A 17,158-nucleotide genomic window follows, 5' to 3' on the forward strand; every position below is an offset into this window, starting at 1 on the left:
GAGGAGGGCTTCACGTTGTCCAATGGTGTCGCGCCTCAGGAGTGGAAGTCGTCACGGTCGATGACGATCGCGTCCTGCCGACCCGAGTCGATCGCACGGAACCGGATCAGGGGCCCACCGGTCGCCCCCGACGACTTCGGCGCGACGAAGGAGAAGGCCATGACCACGGCACCGGGGTCCAGGGTCCCGTCGCCGGCGAGGCGCGGCTCGGACTCGACGACCGGGTAGAGGAGCACCGCCCCTCGACGCGGGCGTGCCAACTCCTCGACCGATGTGTTTCCCGCTGTCTCGACGGCGCCCGCGATACGCAGGGCGGCGGCGCGGTGCTTGGGCTCGCTGAGAGCGCCGAAGAGTGCGCCGCGTCGACGGGTACGACGGGCCGGGGTGAACGGGCCGTGTCCCAGGAGGCGGGCCTCCACGCGCTTGGTCGAGGTCTGCAACGGCGTGATCACGAGCCAGTCGTCTATCGTTCCCGGCTGCCGCCCCGCTTCCAGCAGGAACTCCAAGTGGGGCGAGAACTGGCTCGGGATCGACCACCGCAGGTCACACAGCACCTTGGTCAGCACCTCGTGGGAGACCGTTCCCACACGTGCCTCGTACGCGGGGCCGTCCCCGACCGACAGATGCACCGGGTCCTGCCCGAGTGCGGCGAGCACGGGCTCCCAGCATTCGGTGTTGTGGGACAGGCCGCCCGAGGTCTCCGGATGGGCGGTCGGTTCCACCCATGAGCCCGGCGACCGCACCTCCACCAGTTCCGCGTTGAACATCTTGTTCCGGGCCGACGGCTTCACCCATGGCAGGTGCTGGGCCACCAGGGGCGGGATCTGGGCGGGGGTGACCTGGGGGCGGCCGTCCACCAGCGGGGCGTAGCGGGCCAGCTCGGCGCGGAAGAGTTCCTCGTCCCGGCAGATCGCCTCGAAGGCCTCGTACAGGTCGACGGTCTTGGCGCTGCGGCCCTTGCCGAGGGTCTCCTCGCGGCCGATGTACAGCCGCACCAGGTCCCGGTAGCCGGGGCGGAAGCCGAACCAGCGACCCATCTGCATCAGCGTGTCGGCCTGCTGGGTCGTACGGCGGTAGTAGGTGACGGTCAGACCCTCGACCGTGAAGCCCCGGGACAGCTTGGTGCCGCCGACGAGGATCTTCCAGACGTTGGGGGTGCGGTCGAAGTCCAGGTCGGGCTGGGCGTAGTCGCGCTCGCTCTCGCCGTTGATGACCATGACGGGGCTGCCGCCCTGGTTGATCAGGCGGCGGGCTTCGGCGACGTACGGCTTGAGGTCGGCGTACGTCGTGGGAGTGGGCAGGGAGCCGTCCGCGCAGGCGCGGAAGTCCCTCTCGAAGAGGTCCGCCAGGCGGGCGTGGCCCTCCGGGCCCGTGTACGCGGCGTTGTGCCACATGGTGTTGATGCGCAGGGCGAGCGCCGTGTGCTCGGCCATCCGGACCGATTCGTGCACCAGCATCGTGTGGTGCCGGAACGGGTCGGAGGGGACGCCGTGTTCGGCGCGGTAGACCTTCAGCGCACCGGTGAGGACGAAGGCGTCCAGGGCTTCCTGGAGGCGGTCGCCCGTGGAGTCGTAGATGCCTCGGACGTGCTTCTTCTCGGCCTCGCCCTCGCCGTCGTCGACCGTGTCCAAGTCGTGGAAGTCCTGGACGCCCATGTAGTCGGTCGGGCGCGGGAGGGAGATCAGGAAGTCCCGCGGGAACAGGTCCTCCTCGTCGCCCGGGTCGATGAAGACGTTGGCGAAGGGCGTGGCGGTGTAGCCGACGTACTGGGCGCGGGGCAGGAGCTTGAGCAGGGCGCTGATCTGGCCGTTGATCGCCGTGCGGGTGACCTTGCCGTCCTCCCACTTCTTCGGGTCCGTGGTGTTCACCGAGGCCTGGTCCGACTCGTCGTCGATGATCAGGGCCGGCACCTCGCCGAGGATCGGGCCGAACTTCTTGAGGTCCTTGACCAGCTTCTCCAGCACGGACTTGTTCTTCTTCACGACCATGACGCGGGCGCGGGCCGCGTGCAGGTTCGCCGGGTCGTACAGCGGACGGGTGCGGTCCGGCTTCTCGAACTCCAGGGCGCTGATGCCGCGTTCCAGGGACATGTAGTCACGGTCGCGGGAGGTGAGGCGTTCGATGTCGAAGGCGCCGAGGGCGGACGGGCGGGCACCGAACGAGACGAACTTCGCGGGCCAGTCCTCGTCGTCCTGGTAGTCGATGCCGACCAGGGCGTCCGGGTCGTCCGGGTCGGCCGAGCCCAGGATGTTCTCCTGGCCGATCAGTTCCATGTCGAGCCGGCGCTGGGTCTGGCCGCGCAGCAGGTTCAGCGTGCCGCCCAGGACGATGACCAGCCGGTAGCCCGCGTCGATGGCCTTGGCGGTGACGCCGGTGAAGTTGGCGGTCTTGCCCGACTGCACGTAGCCGACGACCAGTCCACGCGCGCCGTAGGCGTCGCCACGGGTCGGGTCGGCGAGCCGCTCGACGACCGCGTGGGCGGCCTCGTCCAGGCCGGCGACCGCCGCGTCGGGCCAGCCCTTGCGGCGCAGCAGACGCTCGTACGAGGCCCAGTAGAAGGAGCGGTTCGCCGCCTGTTCCCGGGTGTACCAGGGCTGGAACTCGCGGCTGATGGTGACCGGGCCCGCTTCTTCGTGGACCGGTACGGCCGCGTCGAGTGCCTTGCGCAGATCCGGGCCGAGCACGAGCTTGTCGTAGATCTCGGCACGGCGCTCGGGGGTGCGGGGAGCCGTGGCCGACCAGGTGGGGGACTGCTCGAAGTCCCAGGCGGTGAGCTTGCGGTGCCAGAGGGCGAGAAGGTCGTCGCCGGGGGCCGCGGCCAGGATGCGGGCCCGGAAGTGGGTCTCGTCCGTGTCCGCCGGCTCGTCGGCTTCGGAGAGTACGAAGGCGAGTTTGGCGAAGTGCTTGGGGCCGCGCCTGCTCATCGCGTCGAGGACCTCGCCGTGCAGGTCGGTGAGGTGGTCGGGAAGAGGTGTGGTCTCGGCGGTCACAGCGGCTGGGCGGCCTTTCTGGAGGTGCGGGAGGACGCGTGGGGCAGGAGTCGGCTAGTCGGCGGCGCGGGTGAGTTCGGCGCGTGCCGCGGTGACGAGCACGCTGTTCCACAGGGCGATCCTGTCGGTCTGGTTGGCCCGGACCCGTTCCTTCTGGAAGATCTCGTTGAGCATCAGATAGAGGAGGCTCTTGAGGACCGGGGCGTCGTTGGAACCTCCGCGCCGGCCGCCGTTGAAGGCCTGCCGGTAGTCCTTGTTGAGGACGACCAGACGCTCCTTGTGGTCGATCGTGAAGAGCAGTTCGGCGGAGTCGGTGCCGGGCGGCACGTCGAGCCGGGCCCAGGTGAAGGTGATGGGGTCGTCGCCCTCCAGCTGCGGAAGTTCGTCCCGCAGCGTCCGCCTCAGCTTCGGGTCGATGCCCTTGCCGGGCGGGATGACGGCCGTGCGCTTCACCTCGGTGTTCCGTCTGGCCGCTTCCCGGTAGGCCGCGTCGGCCTCGTGGACGTACTCGGTGAAGGTGTGACCGGTGTCGGGGACGGCCGCCCGCTCCAGCCCTCGGGCGAACGCCGGGGTGACCTGGACGCCGTCCTTCTTCACGGTCAGGGCGAAGACGTCGTTGGGCTCGGGCGGCAGGTCCACGGCGATCCTGGCGAGGGCGAGGTGGCCCTCCGGGCTGCGGGTGTCGTTCCAGCCGCCGGCCTGGACGAGACGGTCGTTGCGGTAGAGGTAGAAGCCCTGGCGCTCGGCGAGCGGGCCGATGCCCCGGTAGGCGACCAGCGGCGACTTGGCGGGCCAGATGTGCGCGGTGAGCGCCACGTCACCGACGCCTTCGACGGGCGCGAGGTAGGTACGCGGGTAGCCGGCGCGGCCCGGAACGCGGTAGCCGAACGGGTCGATGGGCTCCACGCCCCGGTGGTCCAGTTCCTCCCGGGTGTGGACGTCCTCGACCACGATGTCTATGTGGAAGCCGTCGCGGGCGAGGAAGCGATGGAGGTAGAGACCGAGGTGGGTCTCCAGCCGCTCGATCGCGTCGTTGAGGTAGCGGTCGGTCTGGCCGGCGACGATGGTCTCGAACGCGCGGACCTGGTCCCAGCGCACGATCGTGCCGTGCCAGCCGATGATCCCGTCGTAGCGGTCGACCAGGTTCTGACAGTACGTCGCGTCGACGATGTCGCACGTGAAGTCGGCCTGCGCGCGGGCGGTGAGCCAGCGGCGGCCGACCGACGGGCTGCGCTTGGTCCGGCTGATCACGGTGAGCGCGTCGGCGTGCGAGAGCGAGGCGGCCTTCAGGCCGGCGCCGAAGTGCCCGAGAGCGTCGGCGGCGTACCGCTCGCGGCCGCCGACGGTCATCGCCGTGTCCAGACCCGCCTCGTCCATCCCTTCGCCGTCGTCGATGACGAGCAGGCCGACGAGACGGTCCCGTCCGCCGCGCTCACCGGTGTCCCGCAGGAAGCTCACGACGACGTTGCGGGCCTTCGCGTCGATCGAGTTGTCGATCAGGTCGGCGATGGCCGCCTCGAAGCCGTAGCCCTGGTGCGCGAGCGATTCGAAGGACCTGGCCGCCGGGGGGAGCCGCTTGCTTCCACTGGTGGGTACGTCGAACTGCCAGTCCGAGGACGGCTGGTAGGGCGGCATGCAGGTCTTCCTCGCGGGCCGGGACATGCCCGGAGCGCGTGCGGGCGTGCCAGTTTCAGCTGTTCACGTGTGAAGTTATCGTGAGGGGGTTGTGCGAGGTGTAACGGGATCGGAACAAAAGCACTCGATGTCCGCGGGCGGCGCGTTCCTGGGGCGGGGGGCCAGGAAGCGTGAGTCCGCCCGGTGTCACGGCGCCGGGATCCCGTGACACCCCTCGTACCCCCGTCCCGATCCGCACCAGCAGGCCGTGCCCCGTTGCGGGGGCCAGACGATGGCTCGGCCTCGGGCTGCCAGGGTGGTGGCGTACTGGGGGAGGAGGGCGGAGTCGGACGGGGTGGTGGCTTCCGAGGCGGCGAAGGCCTCGTAGGAGGGGACCGTGCCGGTGACGATGCCCAGGTTCGGGGTGCCGGACGCGGACAGCTCGCGCAGGGACGCCTCTATCGTCGCGAGGTGTTCCTCGTGGGAGGGGTACTCCGCGGCCAGGGGCGGATAGGCGGCGAGGAGTTCGGTCAGTTCCTGGGTCGGCCAGTGCAGGACCGCGACCGGGAAGGGGCGGGAGAGGGCCTCGCGGTAGGTGCCGAGTTCGGCGCGCAGGCGGGAGATCTCCGCCGCCAGCTCCTCGGGGTTGTCGGAGCCCAGCGACCAGACGCGCTTGGGGTCGTGGAGTTCGTCCAGGGGGATCGGGGACGAGTGCAGGGAGTCGGCCAGGGTGTCCCAGTCGTCGTGCGCCACGCCCAGCATCCGGCGTACCCGGTGGCGGCCGAAAAGCAGCGGGTGGGTGGCGTACGAGGGCTCCGAGGTGTCCGTGAGGACGAGCCGTACGCCCTCCGTGAACGTCTCCTGCGCCGCCTCCAGCTCGTCGTGGGACTCCAGGGACTCCGCCACGATCACCCAGGGGGCCGGGTCGCGCGGGGCGGCCGTGCGGATGCCGTCGATGATCGCCCGCGCCTCCGCCTCGTGGCCGTACTCCCAGAGGTTCGAGGCCTTCAGGGCGCGGACCAGGTGGGGGTTGTCCAACGGGTCTGACGTGCTCAGCAGACGGTCGTAGAGGGTGGACGCGGCGGGGCGGTCGCCGGCCAGTTCCAGGTGGGCCGCGGCCTGCAACAGCAGGGCTTCGGCGTCCTCGGGATACAGGCCGGCGGTCCGCTCCAGGCGTGCCGCTTCGGCGGTGTGGTCGACGTTCTCGGCAGGCGTGTCGGGGCGCATGGTGGACACCGTACTGCCGGGCCCGGCGGAAGGTGAGATATCTGCTGGCCAGGGCGCCGGGCCCGGGAGGGCTTCGGGTACTACGCCGTGACGCCGTCGATCTGGAGCGTCTGCACCGACTTCGCCGCGAACGGCACGCTCACCGTCTTCCCGCTCAGATACGTGTCCGAGTGGGCGGTGTAGAGGTCGCCGCCGCCGGTGGTGAGGGTGTTCCAGCGGGGGACCAGACCGCCCGAACCGCCGGTCACGGTGGTGAAGCGGGACAGGTCGAAGGTCAGGGTCTGGGCCGAGGCGGCGGTGTTCGCGGCGACGATCACCAGGCGTTTCGCGCTCGCGTCGTAGGCGGCGGCCGCGTAGCTCACGCCCGTGTCGACGATCTTCATGCCGGGGCGGATGTGCCGGCTGAACTGGGCCATCACGTAGTACTTGGTCGTCACCGAGCCTGCCGCCAGGGTGCCGGCGTCGTACGCGATCATCGCCCAGTTCGTGGACGGGTCCATGACCTGCCAGTAGACCCAGGCGGTCGGGTGCAGCCAGCGGAAGTCGTAGAGCAGGTTGCTCGCCATGGTCAGGCCGGTGCCGTCGTTGTCGCCGGTCTCCGAGTTCCACAGGGCCTTGCCCGCCGTCGTCACCACGTCGGTGTAGAGGAGGTCGCGGCGGCCGCCCGAGCCCTGGTAGCCGTGGACGTTGACCCGGTTCACGTACCCCTTCGTCGTCGAGCTGAAGGAGTTCCAGGTCGTGCGGGCCAGGTCGTAACTCGTCTCGTCCGACGCCGAGATCCTCGTACCCGTCAGGCCGCGCTTGTCCAACTCGCTGCGCAGGTAGGGCAGTACGGCCGCCTGGACGGTGGCGTCCATGTGGCAGCCCTCCTGGGTGCCGGTCGCCGTCCACCAGCTGGAGCTGGGCTCGTTGAAGGGGTCGACCGTCGCGAAGTCCACCCCCCAGTTCGACTTCGCGTACAGCGCCACCGCGGCCAGGTGGGAGGCGTGCTGGCGGTAGTTCCAGGACTGGAGGTTGTTGCCGCCGTCGGCCGCGCCCGACGGGTTGTGGTTCAGGCACATCCACCACATCGGGGAGTTCGCGAACAGCTCGGTCGTCGCGCCCCGGGCGGTGGCCTTGACCAGCATCGCCCGCTGGGTCGCGTCCGCCGTCCACTTCCAGGCCGTGGAGGTCGGGTCCTCGTTGTTCCAGTCCTGCCAGTAGCCCTCGATCTGCTTGAAGGCGGGGATGCCGGCGGAGGCCGTCATGCTCTCGCCGCCGACGCTGTTCCAGCTGCACGCGCCCAGGTTGTAGCGGGCGATGTTGAGGCCGAGGCCGGGCAGGGACTTGCCGTTGTACGTCACCGACTTGGAGGTGAAGAAGACGTCGGCGAAGTCGTCCCGGGCGCCGAAGACGTTGGCCCACCAGGCCAGGGAGGTGCCCCAGCCCTCCCAAGTTCCGTAACCCACCAAGGGGTTCACGGCGATCGTGGCGTCGGCGCGGGCGGTGCCCGTCGCCAGGGTGCTGCCGAGGACTCCGGCTCCCGCCGCGGCCAGCAGGGTTCTGCGTCGGATCATTCGCGTCTCCGATTCCCTCAACTACCGGTCGTCGAACCGGTGTTGCTGCCTGTCCCGTTCATGGCAACAGGAAGCATCGGGTGTGACGCGTGGGTTGTCGAGCGTTCTGACAGCCCTTTCTCAAACCTATGGAAGAAGCCGGACTCCGGGCGGTCCGACGCCCGGTGGACGGGCGACGGCGGTCACCAGGTGACCGGGAGCGTCCGCGGTCCGCGGATGAGTCCCTGGAGCTGGAACTCCACCTCCCGCGCGGGTACGGCGAGCCGGATGCCGGGGAAGCGGTCCAGCACCGAGCTGATGATCACCTCGGCCTCCATACGGGCCATGATGGCGGCCAGACAGTGATGCGGGCCGTGCCCGAAGGCGACATGACCGGCACCGCTGCGGTCGAAGTCGAGGGCGTCGGGGTCGGGGAAGACGTCGGGGTCGCGGTTGGCGGCGACATAGGCGTTGTAGACCACCTCGCCCGCCCGGATCACATGACCGCCGAGCGTCACGTCCTCGGTGGCGATGCGGGGGATGCCGACGCCGTTGCGGTGGGGTACGTAGCGGAACAGCTCGTCGACCGCCTTCGGGAGCAGCTCGGGCTCGCGGCGCAGCCGCTGGAGCTGCTCGGGGTAGGTGAGCAGCGCGTACATCATGGAGCCGCTGTTGTTCCGTACGGCGTGACCCCCGCTGACCTGGATGGCCATGGCCAGGGACACCGCCTCGTCGTCCGTGATCTCGCCCGTGGCGGCGGCCTGCGCGAGGACGCCGGCCAGGTCGTCCCGGGGGTCCTCGCGCCGGCGGTCGAGAAGGTCGACGATGCGGGCGCGGGTCGCCGCCCGGGCCGCCGCCGCGCGCTCCTCGGAGTCCGCGCCCGCGGACAGCAGCGCCTCGCCGGTCTGCGCCCAGCTCTGCCAGTCGCTCTCGTCCACCCCGAGGAAGTCGCGGATCACGGCGATCGGGAACGGGCCGTGCAACTGCTGCATGAGGTCGGCCGGGGGACCCGCCGACTCCATCGCGTCGAGCAGCCCGGCGGCCGTGCGCTCGGCCATCGGGCGCAGCCGCATCATGCTCCGGCCGGTGAACGCGCGGGCGACGACCCTGCGCAGCTCGGTGTGCCGGGGCGCGTCGATGTACTGGAGCCCGGCCGTCTGGGACGCCACCGGCGTGGGCCGCATGGTGGTCACCGGGCGGCCGATGAGCTGCGCGCGGGAGAAGCGCGGGTCGGAGACGACGAACCGGACGTCCTCGTAGCGGGTGACCAGCCAGGCATGCCCCTCGCCGTGCGGCAGCCTGATCCGGGTGACCGGCTCGGCGCGCAGCAGCTCGTCGAGGAAGGGGTCGGGATCGAGGGCGGGCAGGTCGTCGACGGGCCAGAACCTCACGGGCGGGGGCGGTGCGGCGGCGCCCGAGGCGGTGGAGGGGTCGGAGTCGGGGTCGAAGGGCATGGCACACCACTCCCGTGCGTCCTGGGGTTCCGGCAGGTTCCGGCAGCCGGCTCGGGCTTCCGCCATGGCCAGCCTGCCCGAGCCCACGGCCGGGCGCTCGCCGGTGCGGCCGTTCGTGGGAGTCGGGGGTGCGCGCCGAAGTGGGGGCGGAGGTGTGCAGACCGTGGGTGGGCGTGCGGTCGACGGTGCATGGGCCTGGAGACTTCGGCCGCGGCCGTCTATCTTGCGGCCGTCTGTCCTGCGGTCGGCCCCGGCGGGCGGAGGTGACGGCGTGCGGATGCGTACGAGTTCCCGTGTGCCTACGAGTTCCTGTGTGCCTACGAGTTCCCGTGTGCGTACGAGTCCACGTGTACGGACGGGTACGCGTCCACGCCTGCGGGTGCGGGTGCGGGTGCGGGCGTGGACCTGGCCCCGCGTGCGGCTGCGCTCCCGGGTCGTGCGGCACAGCACCCGGCGCCGCCGTGCCCGGCTGCGGCGTGCGCTGTGGGGGACGGGCGAACTCCTCGTCACCGCAGGGCTCGTGCTGCTGCTTCTCGTCGTCCACCAGCTGTGGTGGACCAACCGCGAGGCCCGGCAGGGCGCCGACCGCAAGGTGCAGGCGCTGGAACGGCAGTGGGACACGGAGACGGATCCGTCCGCGGGCAGCGGTGCCGCCGGTTCCGAAGCGGCCCCCGGCCGCACGGACCCCGAGCCGGCCGGGTCCGGCGGCCACCGCTCCACCGCCGCCCGGCAGGCCACGGCACCCCGGTGGTCCCAGGCCTACGCGGTCCTCGGCATCCCCCGCCTGCATCTGCGCGTCCCCGTCGCCGAGGGCACCGGCAAGCGCGACGTGCTCGACAAGGGCTACGTCGGCCACTACCCCGGTACCCAACAGCCGGGCCAGGCGGGCAACTTCGCCGTCGCCGGGCACCGCAACACCCACGGCGAGCCGTTCCGGCACCTGGACCGGCTGCGCAAGGGCGACGAGGTCCGGGTGGAGACCGCCGGCGCCGTCTACACGTACACCGTCGACCGGACGCTCCCGCAGACCTCGGCGCGTGACTCCGGTGTCATCGCCCCCGTACCCCGCAGCCTGGTGCGGTCCGGCTACGGCTACCGTGGCCCCGGCTTCTACATCACCCTCACGACGTGCACCCCGGAGTACACCTCCCGCTACCGCCTGGTGGTGTGGGGCACGCTCACTTCCATGCGGCCACGCTGACCGCGCCGACCGCCGCGAGGACCGCGGACACCACCATGGCGATGTCCGCGCCGTGCGCCAGGCTGCCGGCCGAGGTGGCGATCGCGATCGTCAGGGCCACGCCCGCGCAGGAGCCGATGTAGCGGAAGGTCTGCTGCGCCCCCGAGCCCATCGCGGCCCGCTGGGCCGGTACGGACTCGACCGAGAGCAGCGGCAGGGCGGCGTTGAGCAGGCCGCTGCCCACACCCGCGATCAGCAGGCCGGGCAGCAGACGCGGCCAGGAGCCCGCGTCGATGGCGCCGAGCATGGCGAGCACACCGACCGCGTGCAGCACGAAACCGAGGACCAGCTGGTGGCGCGACGCCATCCGGCCCGCGAGCCGTCGGGCCTGCAACGCGACCGTGAAGGACAGCCCGGACCAGAGCAGGAACAGCCACGCCGTCTCCAGCGCGGACAGCCCGAGGGAGCGCTGCAGCAGCGTCGGCAGGAAGCTGAACAGGCCGATGACGGCGAGGCCGGTGAACAGGCCGCCCGCCGAGGAGGCGAGGAAGCGGGGCCTGCGCAGCAGCGCGAGGTCGATCATCGGGGTGGCGGAGCGGCGTTCGACCAGGGTGAAGGCGCCGGTCAGCAGCACGAACGCGGCCAGCAGCAGGCCGACCGGCGCGCGCAGCCAGCCGTCCCGGCCCAGGGTGAGCGCCGCGACGAGGGCGACCAGCGCCAGCCCGAAGGTCACCGCGCCGAGCAGGTCGGGGCGACCGCCGCGCGGGGCGCGCGACTCGGACAGGGTGCGCGCCGAGAGGCCGGCCACGACCAGGGCGGCGGTGGCCAGGACGGCGTAGCCCAGCCGCCAGTCGGGCAGCGCCCCGGTGAGCAGCGGGCCGACGGCGATGCCGCCGCTGACGAACGCGCCCCACACGCCGGTCGCGTGCAGCCGGCCGCGCGGGGTGGGGAAGGCGTGCACGAGCAGTCCCAGGCTGCTGGCGAGCAGGGCCGCGCTCGCCGCGCCCTGGGCTACCCGGGTCAGGGTGAACAGCCAGGTCGAGCCGGCGAGCGCGCCGAGGGCGGTGGTGAGGCCGAGGGCGAGCGTGCCGGCCACGAAGATCCGGCGGCGGCCGTAGTCGTCGGCGAGGCTGCCGGCGACCAGGAGCAGGGCGGCCAGGCCCAGCGGGGTGCCGTTGAGCAGCCAGGCCTGGGCGGAGAGAGGGGTGTGCAGATCGGCGGCCATGTCGGGGAGCGCGACCATCGGCGCGGTGTACGTCATCAGCGCCACGGCGGTCGCGGCGCTGGTCAGGGCCAAGGTCGCGCGGGGGCGTGCGGGCTGGTCCGGGTGCTGCCCGCGCACCGCGCCGGTGGCCGCGACGGCCGCGGTGCCGGTGGTCGTGGCGGTGGAGTCGAGCCTGGTCATGGCGTCCTTCCGGAGAGGGGCGGCGATCGTGCGAGTTCGGTTATTGAACTTACCGATGCCTCCGACCGTAACATCCATGGTTCGTTCATTGAACCAACGAGAGGAAAAGTGGCTACAGTGGACGTCATGGCACTGGGCAAGGACTACGCATCGCAGGAGTGCTCGATCGCCCGAGCACTGGAGATCATCGGCGAACGCTGGACGCTGCTGGTCGTCCGCGACGCCCTGTACGGCGTACGCCGCTACAACGACTTCCTCGTCCACCTCGGCATCCCGCGCGCGGTCCTCGCCTCCCGCCTGCAGTCGCTGACGGCCGAGGGGATCCTGGAGAAGCACCGCTACCAGGAGTCGCCGCCGCGCGACGAGTACGTCCTCACCGAGCGCGGCCTGTCCCTGTGGCCGGTGCTGCGCTCGCTCGGCCGGTGGGGGCGCGAGAACATCGACGGGTCCCTGCTGCGCGAGTTCCGGCACGTCGAGTGCGGCACGGAACTCGGCTCGTACGGCGAATGCCCCGCCTGCGCAACCGTCGTACCGGTTTCCGACGTCTTCATGGTGCCGGGACCGGATCTTGACCCGAACCCGGCGGACCCGGTCAGCCGGGCCCTGCTGAAGCCCAGGCGGCTGCTGGAACCCCTCGCCACGGAACCCGCCGGCGCGGAACCCGCAGGTGCGCAACCTGCCGGCGCGGATCCCGCCTGACGGATCCCCTCCGGCGGATCGCGTACGACCGGCAGGGCACACGTACGACCGGCAGGGCACACGCACGACCGGCAGGGCACACGCACGACCGGCAGGGCACACGCACGACCGCCAGGGCATACGTGGGTACGAGAGGGCGAGGGGGAGAAGGGGCGATGATCCGCAGCCGCGCCGCCGTACGCCCGCTCGCCGTGCTGCTGGTCCTGCTGCTCCAGATCGCGCTGCTGGACACCGGCAGCCTCCCGGCCGCCGTCGCGCTCGCCGCGACCGCCGCGGCCGCGTCCGCCCTTTGTCTCTGCTCCCGTCTCGCCGCGCGCTGCGCGCCCGCCGTGCCGCCCACCCGGGTGCGTACGGCCATCCGCGACCGGGCCCGCCGTACGGCGTTCCTGCCCCAGCGCGACCCCGACGCCCCCGGCCGGCGCAGGCCCAGGGCCCCTGGAACCGCCCTCCCGACGATCTCCGCGTAGGACACGCCGGCCGGGCACGACCGGGGCACCGCACTTCCTTCCTCCGGTGACCCCGCACCCTCCGACGTGCCCCCGCCCGGATCGTCATGCCGTCGCACAGCCACCCGCTTCCGGCACGACGAGACCCCCGGAGGGCTCAGCCATGTCCGTTTTCGTGCACCTCGTCGAGCAGCTCGCCGACCTGCTCGAACCGCTCTTCCACGCCTGCGCGGCCGCCGCCGCGATCGTCCTGTTCACCGCTCTGGTACGACTGCTCGTGCACCCCCTGTCCCGGGTCGCGGCCCGCGGCGGGCGGGCCCGGGCCGCACTGCAACCGCGGATCGCCGAACTGCGCAGGCGGCATGCGAAGAACCCCGAGAAGCTCCGGCAGGCGGTACTGGAACTGCACGCCGAGCACAAGGTGTCGCCGCTGTCCGGCTGTCTGCCGAGCCTGCTCCAACTGCCCGCGTTCTTCCTGCTGTACCACCTGTTCTCGAACCGGACGATCGGCGGTGCCCCCAACGGCCTGCTGGACCACCGGCTGTTCGCCGCGCCCCTGGGCGGCCGCTGGGCCGACGCCCTGGCCGACGGCGGGATGTTCGGACCGGCGGGAGTCGTGTACCTCGCACTCTTCGCGGTCGTCGCCGCCGTCGCCACCTTCAACTACCGCCGTACGAAGCAGATGGCCGCGGCCGGGGCCACGGTCGGTGCCGGGGCCATGGCCGGCGCCGGCGACGGGGGTGGCGCGGACGGGCAGCTGCCCGGTCTCGGCGCGGTCGGCAAGGTCATGCCGTTCATGTCCTTCCTCACGCTCTTCACCGTGGCCGTCATGCCGCTGGCGGCAGCGCTGTACATGGTGACCAGCACGGCCTGGAGCGCGGTGGAACGGGCGGTGCTGTACCGCTGACGGTCCGCCCCGCCGTACCGGTTCGGTTCAGTCCGGTTCGATCCGGTTCGGTCCGGTCCGTGAACACGGTCTTGCGGACTGGATGCGGACCTTGGATGATCGACCGGTTCTTCGATGGCCGCACCTGTCGGCCGGGCGCCCGCGAGCGAAGGAGACGGTGACCATGAAGCTGCTGCGAGTGGGGACGGCGGGCGCGGAGCGGCCCGCGCTGCTCGACGCCGGAGGCGTCCTGCGGGACCTGTCGGGTCTCGTGACCGACATCGACGGCGCGCTGCTCGCCGACGACGCCGCACTCGACCGAATCCGCGCCGCCGCCGAAGCCTCCGAGGGCGACGGCGGGCTGCCGGTGCTGGACCCGGCCGGGCTGCGCGTCGGGCCGCCGCTGGGGCGGATCGGCAAGATCGTGTGCATCGGGATGAACTACCACGACCACTCCCGGGAGATGGGGGTCCAGCCGCCCACCGAGCCCGTCGTCTTCTTCAAGGCGCCGGACACCGTCGTGGGGCCGAACGACACGGTTCTCGTACCGCGTGGCTCCACCAAGACGGACCACGAGGTGGAGCTGGCCGTCGTCATCGGACGGACCGCCCGCTATCTGGAGTCGGCGCAGGCGGGGCTCGCCCATGTCGCCGGGTACGCGGTGGCGCACGACGTGTCCGAGCGCGAGTTCCAGATGGAACGGGGCGGGACCTGGGACAAGGGGAAGAACTGCGAGACGTTCAACCCGCTGGGCCCGTGGCTGGTCACCGCCGACGAGGTGGGGGACCCGCAGGAGCTCTCGCTGCGGCTGTGGGTCAACGGGGAGCTGAGGCAGGACGGGACGACCGCCGAGCAGATCTTCCCGGTGGGCGAAGTGGTGCGCTACGTCAGCCACTTCATGACCCTGTACCCCGGTGACGTCATCAACACCGGGACTCCGGCCGGGGTCGCCGTGGGGCGGCCCGAGCCGAAGCCGTTCCTGCGGGCCGGGGACGTGGTGGAGCTGGAGATCGACGGACTCGGCCGTCAGCGGCAGGAACTGAAGGACGCGTAGGCCGGGCCCGCCGGGCACGGCGCGGGGGCGGGCCCGGACCGGGTCGCACCTGATCCGCTCGCACCTGATCAGGTCACATCGGATCCGCTCACATCGGATCCGGTCACATCAGTACGGCCGCGAGCCTTCGCCAGGTCTCGCGCGGCAGGTCGTCCCGCGCGCCCGCGTCCACCACCTGGATCGCCACATGGTCGGCGCCCGCCCGGTGGAAGGCCTCGACCCGCTCCCGGATCCGCTCCTCGTCGCCCCACGCGTACAGCGCGTCGACCAGACGGTCGCTGCCGCCGTCGGCCAGGTCGTCCTCGGTGAAGCCCAGGCGCAGGAAGTTGCCGGTGTAGTTGGGCAGCGAGAGATACAGCGCCAGGTGCCCACGGGCCAGGGCGCGGGCGCGGGCCGGGTCGGCCTCCGGGACGACCGCGAACTCCGGGGCCAGCAGCGGCCCGTCGCCGAGGAGTTCGCGGGCGCTCGCGGTGTGCTCCGGCGTGACGAGATAGGGGACCGCGCCCGCCGCCCGGTCCCGGGACAGCTCCAGGGTCCTCGGGCCGAGGGCCGCCAGGACGCGCCGCCCGGCGGGCACTCCGGTCTTGTCCAGCGCGTCCAGATAGGTGACCAGTGCCGAGTACGGACGGCGGTACTGCTCCGCGAGCCTGGCGTGGCTCACGCCCAGGCCGAGCACGAAACGGCCCGGGTGGGACTGCGCCAGCTCCGCGAACCCGGCGGCGCTCTCGTCGGCCTCGTACTGCCAGATGCTCTGGATGCTGGTGCCCACGACCAGCCGGGACGTCGCCTCGAGGAGCGGTCCGGCGTGCCGGGGGGCGCTGCTGCCGCCCAGCCAGGCCGCCCCGTACCCGAGTTCCTCCAGTTCCGCGGCCGCCTCGGCGATCTCGCCGCGCCGGGCCGGGTCCTCCGAGCGCAGGCCCGTGCTCCAGACGCCGTACCTGCCGATCGCTTCCTTGACGGTGGGGGTGCCGTTCGTCGACTCGGTCATCGGGTCCGTTCCCTCCGGATGGGTGTCGTGCCGTGATCGTCGTGCACGTCCGTCCCAACCGGAGGGAGCCGCGCGGTAATCCCGCGTACGGACCGGTCCTACAGACCGAGGAACTGCTCCAGCGTCGCCACCACGAACCGGTGGTCCTCCAGCTGCGGCAGCCCGGAGACCGTCACCGAGCCGATCACGCCGACGCCCTCGACGTTGATCGGGAAGGAGCCGCCGTGCGCCGCGTACGCGTCGGGGTCGAGGCGGGAGGAGTCCTCGAACGTGGTGCCCTTGGCCCGGAACCGGGCGCCGACGAGGTAGGACGCCACGCCGTAGCGCTCGACGACCCGGCGCTTGCGGGCGATCCACGCGTCGTTGTCGGGGGTGGAGCCCGGCAGCGCGGCGTGGAAGAGCTGCTGGCCCGCGCGGTGGATGTCGATGGCGACCGGGGCCTGGCGCTCCCGGGCCAGCTCCACCAGGAGCGAGCCGAGGGACCAGGCGTCGTCGTGGGTGAACTGACGGAAGACCAGCCGGCGTTCCTGCGCCTCCAGTTCCTCCACGCTCGGGGTGATCTCGGGGGCGAACCGGGGGGTGATCTCGCGTGCGCTCATCACAGGTTCACCGTCACACCGTCGCGGGCCGAGCGGCGGGCCGCCTCCAGGACGTCGAGGGCCGCGGCCGCCTCCAGCGCGGTCACCGGGTTCGGGCCGCCGTCGGTGAGGGCCTTCGCCACCGCCGCGTAGTAGGCGGGGTAGTCGCCGGGCAGCGTCGGTACGGGGGCGCCGCCGCCGGACAGCGGGGACTCGCCGGAGCCGAGACGGCCCCACAGCTGCTCGGGCTCCGCGCCCCAGCCGGCACCGGGACGATCGCCGTCCCGCAGCGCCGCCTCCTGGGGGTCCAGACCGTGCTTGACGTAGCCCGCCTGCGAGCCCAGCACCCGGAAGCGCGGGCCGAGCTGGGCGGTCGTCGCGGAGACGTAGAGGTGGGAGCGGACGCCGCTCGCGTGCGTGAGGGCGATGCAGGTGTCGTCGTCCGCTGCCGCGCCCGCGCGCCGGACGTCCGACTCGGCGTACACCTGCGTGACGGGGCCGAACAGGACGAGCGCCTGGTCGACGACGTGGCTGCCGAGGTCGTAGAGCAGACCGCCGATCTCCGCCGGGTCGCCGGACTCGCGCCAGCCGCCCTTGAGCTGCGGGCGCCAGCGCTCGAAGCGCGACTCGAAGCGCCAGACGTCGCCCAGCTCGCCGTCGGCGATCAGCTTGCGCAGGGTGAGGAAGTCGTTGTCCCAGCGGCGGTTCTGGAACACGGACAGGAGCAGGCCGCGCTCCTCGGCGAGGGCCGCCAGCTCGCGGGCCTCGGCGGCGGTGCCCGCGATCGGCTTGTCGATCACGACGGGCAGACCGGCCTTCAGCGCGGCCGTGGCGAACGGGACGTGCGTCTTGTTCGGCGAGGCGATGACGACCAGGTCGAGGTCGGCGGAGCGGTCGAACAGTTCCTCGGCGTTCACGGCGACGTGGACGTCCGGGAACTCCTTGCGGGCCTGTTCCTGGCGCTCGGGGTTCGAGGTGACCACCGTGTCGAGGACCAGGCCCTCGGTGGCGGCGATCAGCGGGGCGTGGAAGACGGAACCGGCAAGGCCGTAACCGATCAGGCCCACGCGGAGGGGGGTAGCAGTCATGCCCTCCACTTTCG

The 17,158-nt window shown here is 71.9% G+C and carries 14 protein-coding genes; 5 read left to right on the forward strand and 9 right to left on the reverse strand.

The features are described from left to right. Positions 1-35: 35 nt before the first annotated feature. The 5 genes from ACZ7OY_RS00865 to ACZ7OY_RS00885 all read right to left on the reverse strand — a co-directional run bounded on the left by ACZ7OY_RS00865 (position 36) and on the right by ACZ7OY_RS00885 (position 8,820). Positions 36-2,924, reverse strand: coding sequence for a Z1 domain-containing protein (locus tag ACZ7OY_RS00865; RefSeq protein WP_471910338.1), 2,889 nt, complete (start codon positions 2,922-2,924; stop codon positions 36-38). Between the two features lie 120 nt (positions 2,925-3,044). Continuing rightward, positions 3,045-4,625 (reverse strand): ATP-binding protein, encoded by a 1,581-nt coding sequence (locus ACZ7OY_RS00870; RefSeq protein ID WP_471909404.1) that lies wholly within the window; start codon positions 4,623-4,625, stop codon positions 3,045-3,047. 186 nt (positions 4,626-4,811) lie between these two features. Next, complete coding sequence (locus ACZ7OY_RS00875) at positions 4,812-5,831, reverse strand: hypothetical protein (RefSeq protein WP_471909405.1); 1,020 nt, start codon at positions 5,829-5,831, stop codon at positions 4,812-4,814. A gap of 80 nt (positions 5,832-5,911) precedes the next feature. Then, a complete protein-coding gene (locus ACZ7OY_RS00880) occupies positions 5,912-7,387 on the reverse strand; it encodes a glycoside hydrolase (RefSeq protein ID WP_471909406.1) in 1,476 nt (491 codons plus the stop codon). Positions 7,388-7,569: 182 nt separating this feature from the next. Further along, on the reverse strand, positions 7,570-8,820 hold the full coding sequence (locus ACZ7OY_RS00885) for a cytochrome P450 (RefSeq protein ID WP_471909407.1): 1,251 nt from the start codon (positions 8,818-8,820) through the stop codon (positions 7,570-7,572). 421 nt (positions 8,821-9,241) lie between these two features. Here ACZ7OY_RS00885 and ACZ7OY_RS00890 point away from each other — a divergent pair, with 421 nt between their 5' ends. Further along, the gene (locus tag ACZ7OY_RS00890) at positions 9,242-10,021 is read left to right on the forward strand and encodes a class E sortase (RefSeq protein ID WP_471910339.1); all 780 of its coding nucleotides are present in this window, start codon (positions 9,242-9,244) and stop codon (positions 10,019-10,021) included. Here the strand turns inward: ACZ7OY_RS00890 and ACZ7OY_RS00895 are convergent. Further along, positions 9,999-11,405 carry an MFS transporter gene (locus tag ACZ7OY_RS00895; protein WP_471909408.1) on the reverse strand — a complete coding sequence of 469 codons (1,407 nt, stop codon included), beginning with the start codon at positions 11,403-11,405 and terminating at the stop codon, positions 9,999-10,001. The two genes, ACZ7OY_RS00890 and ACZ7OY_RS00895, sit on opposite strands and share 23 nt — an antisense overlap. A gap of 126 nt (positions 11,406-11,531) precedes the next feature. Between ACZ7OY_RS00895 and ACZ7OY_RS00900 the strand changes: the two genes are divergently transcribed. The 4 genes from ACZ7OY_RS00900 (at position 11,532) to ACZ7OY_RS00915 (ending at position 14,490) form a co-directional block, all read left to right on the forward strand. Then, positions 11,532-12,104: a winged helix-turn-helix transcriptional regulator gene (locus ACZ7OY_RS00900; RefSeq protein WP_471909409.1), complete on the forward strand. Its 573-nt coding sequence runs from the start codon at positions 11,532-11,534 to the stop codon at positions 12,102-12,104. Positions 12,105-12,259: 155 nt separating this feature from the next. Continuing rightward, positions 12,260-12,571, forward strand: a complete 312-nt coding sequence (locus ACZ7OY_RS00905) for a DUF6412 domain-containing protein (RefSeq protein ID WP_351600304.1) — start codon at positions 12,260-12,262, stop codon at positions 12,569-12,571. Between the two features lie 142 nt (positions 12,572-12,713). After that, positions 12,714-13,457, forward strand: a complete 744-nt coding sequence (locus ACZ7OY_RS00910; RefSeq protein ID WP_471909410.1) for a YidC/Oxa1 family membrane protein insertase — start codon at positions 12,714-12,716, stop codon at positions 13,455-13,457. Between the two features lie 163 nt (positions 13,458-13,620). Next, positions 13,621-14,490: a fumarylacetoacetate hydrolase family protein gene (locus ACZ7OY_RS00915; RefSeq protein ID WP_351600300.1), complete on the forward strand. Its 870-nt coding sequence runs from the start codon at positions 13,621-13,623 to the stop codon at positions 14,488-14,490. A gap of 103 nt (positions 14,491-14,593) precedes the next feature. On the opposite strand, the gene ACZ7OY_RS00920 is transcribed toward ACZ7OY_RS00915, so the two are convergent. The 3 genes from ACZ7OY_RS00920 to ACZ7OY_RS00930 all read right to left on the reverse strand — a co-directional run bounded on the left by ACZ7OY_RS00920 (position 14,594) and on the right by ACZ7OY_RS00930 (position 17,144). Further along, positions 14,594-15,478 carry an LLM class F420-dependent oxidoreductase gene (locus ACZ7OY_RS00920; protein ID WP_471909411.1) on the reverse strand — a complete coding sequence of 295 codons (885 nt, stop codon included), beginning with the start codon at positions 15,476-15,478 and terminating at the stop codon, positions 14,594-14,596. A gap of 98 nt (positions 15,479-15,576) precedes the next feature. Further along, entirely contained in the window at positions 15,577-16,077 is a 501-nt protein-coding gene (locus ACZ7OY_RS00925) for a heme-degrading domain-containing protein (protein ID WP_471909412.1), read from the reverse strand. Beyond that, positions 16,077-17,144 carry a Gfo/Idh/MocA family protein gene (locus tag ACZ7OY_RS00930; RefSeq protein WP_471909413.1) on the reverse strand — a complete coding sequence of 356 codons (1,068 nt, stop codon included), beginning with the start codon at positions 17,142-17,144 and terminating at the stop codon, positions 16,077-16,079. Before ACZ7OY_RS00930 ends, ACZ7OY_RS00925 begins: the two co-directional genes overlap by 1 nt. Between the last annotated feature and the right edge of the window lie 14 nt (positions 17,145-17,158).

This window comes from Streptomyces sp. NPDC107559, assembly GCF_055657365.1.

Bases quoted from the DNA above. Each gene is read 5' to 3' on its own strand.
- ACZ7OY_RS00925 (WP_471909412.1), bottom strand. From the start codon at position 16,077: ATGAGCGCACGCGAGATCACCCCCCGGTTCGCCCCCGAGATCACCCCG.
- ACZ7OY_RS00900 (WP_471909409.1), top strand. From the start codon at position 11,532: ATGGCACTGGGCAAGGACTACGCATCGCAGGAGTGCTCGATCGCCCGA.
- ACZ7OY_RS00865 (WP_471910338.1), bottom strand. From the start codon at position 2,924: ATGAGCAGGCGCGGCCCCAAGCACTTCGCCAAACTCGCCTTCGTACTC.
- ACZ7OY_RS00910 (WP_471909410.1), top strand. From the start codon at position 12,714: ATGTCCGTTTTCGTGCACCTCGTCGAGCAGCTCGCCGACCTGCTCGAA.
- ACZ7OY_RS00915 (WP_351600300.1), top strand. From the start codon at position 13,621: ATGAAGCTGCTGCGAGTGGGGACGGCGGGCGCGGAGCGGCCCGCGCTG.
- ACZ7OY_RS00905 (WP_351600304.1), top strand. From the start codon at position 12,260: ATGATCCGCAGCCGCGCCGCCGTACGCCCGCTCGCCGTGCTGCTGGTC.
- ACZ7OY_RS00920 (WP_471909411.1), bottom strand. From the start codon at position 15,478: ATGACCGAGTCGACGAACGGCACCCCCACCGTCAAGGAAGCGATCGGC.
- ACZ7OY_RS00930 (WP_471909413.1), bottom strand. From the start codon at position 17,144: ATGACTGCTACCCCCCTCCGCGTGGGCCTGATCGGTTACGGCCTTGCC.
- ACZ7OY_RS00870 (WP_471909404.1), bottom strand. From the start codon at position 4,625: ATGCCGCCCTACCAGCCGTCCTCGGACTGGCAGTTCGACGTACCCACC.
- ACZ7OY_RS00885 (WP_471909407.1), bottom strand. From the start codon at position 8,820: ATGCCCTTCGACCCCGACTCCGACCCCTCCACCGCCTCGGGCGCCGCC.
- ACZ7OY_RS00875 (WP_471909405.1), bottom strand. From the start codon at position 5,831: ATGCGCCCCGACACGCCTGCCGAGAACGTCGACCACACCGCCGAAGCG.
- ACZ7OY_RS00895 (WP_471909408.1), bottom strand. From the start codon at position 11,405: ATGACCAGGCTCGACTCCACCGCCACGACCACCGGCACCGCGGCCGTC.
- ACZ7OY_RS00880 (WP_471909406.1), bottom strand. From the start codon at position 7,387: ATGATCCGACGCAGAACCCTGCTGGCCGCGGCGGGAGCCGGAGTCCTC.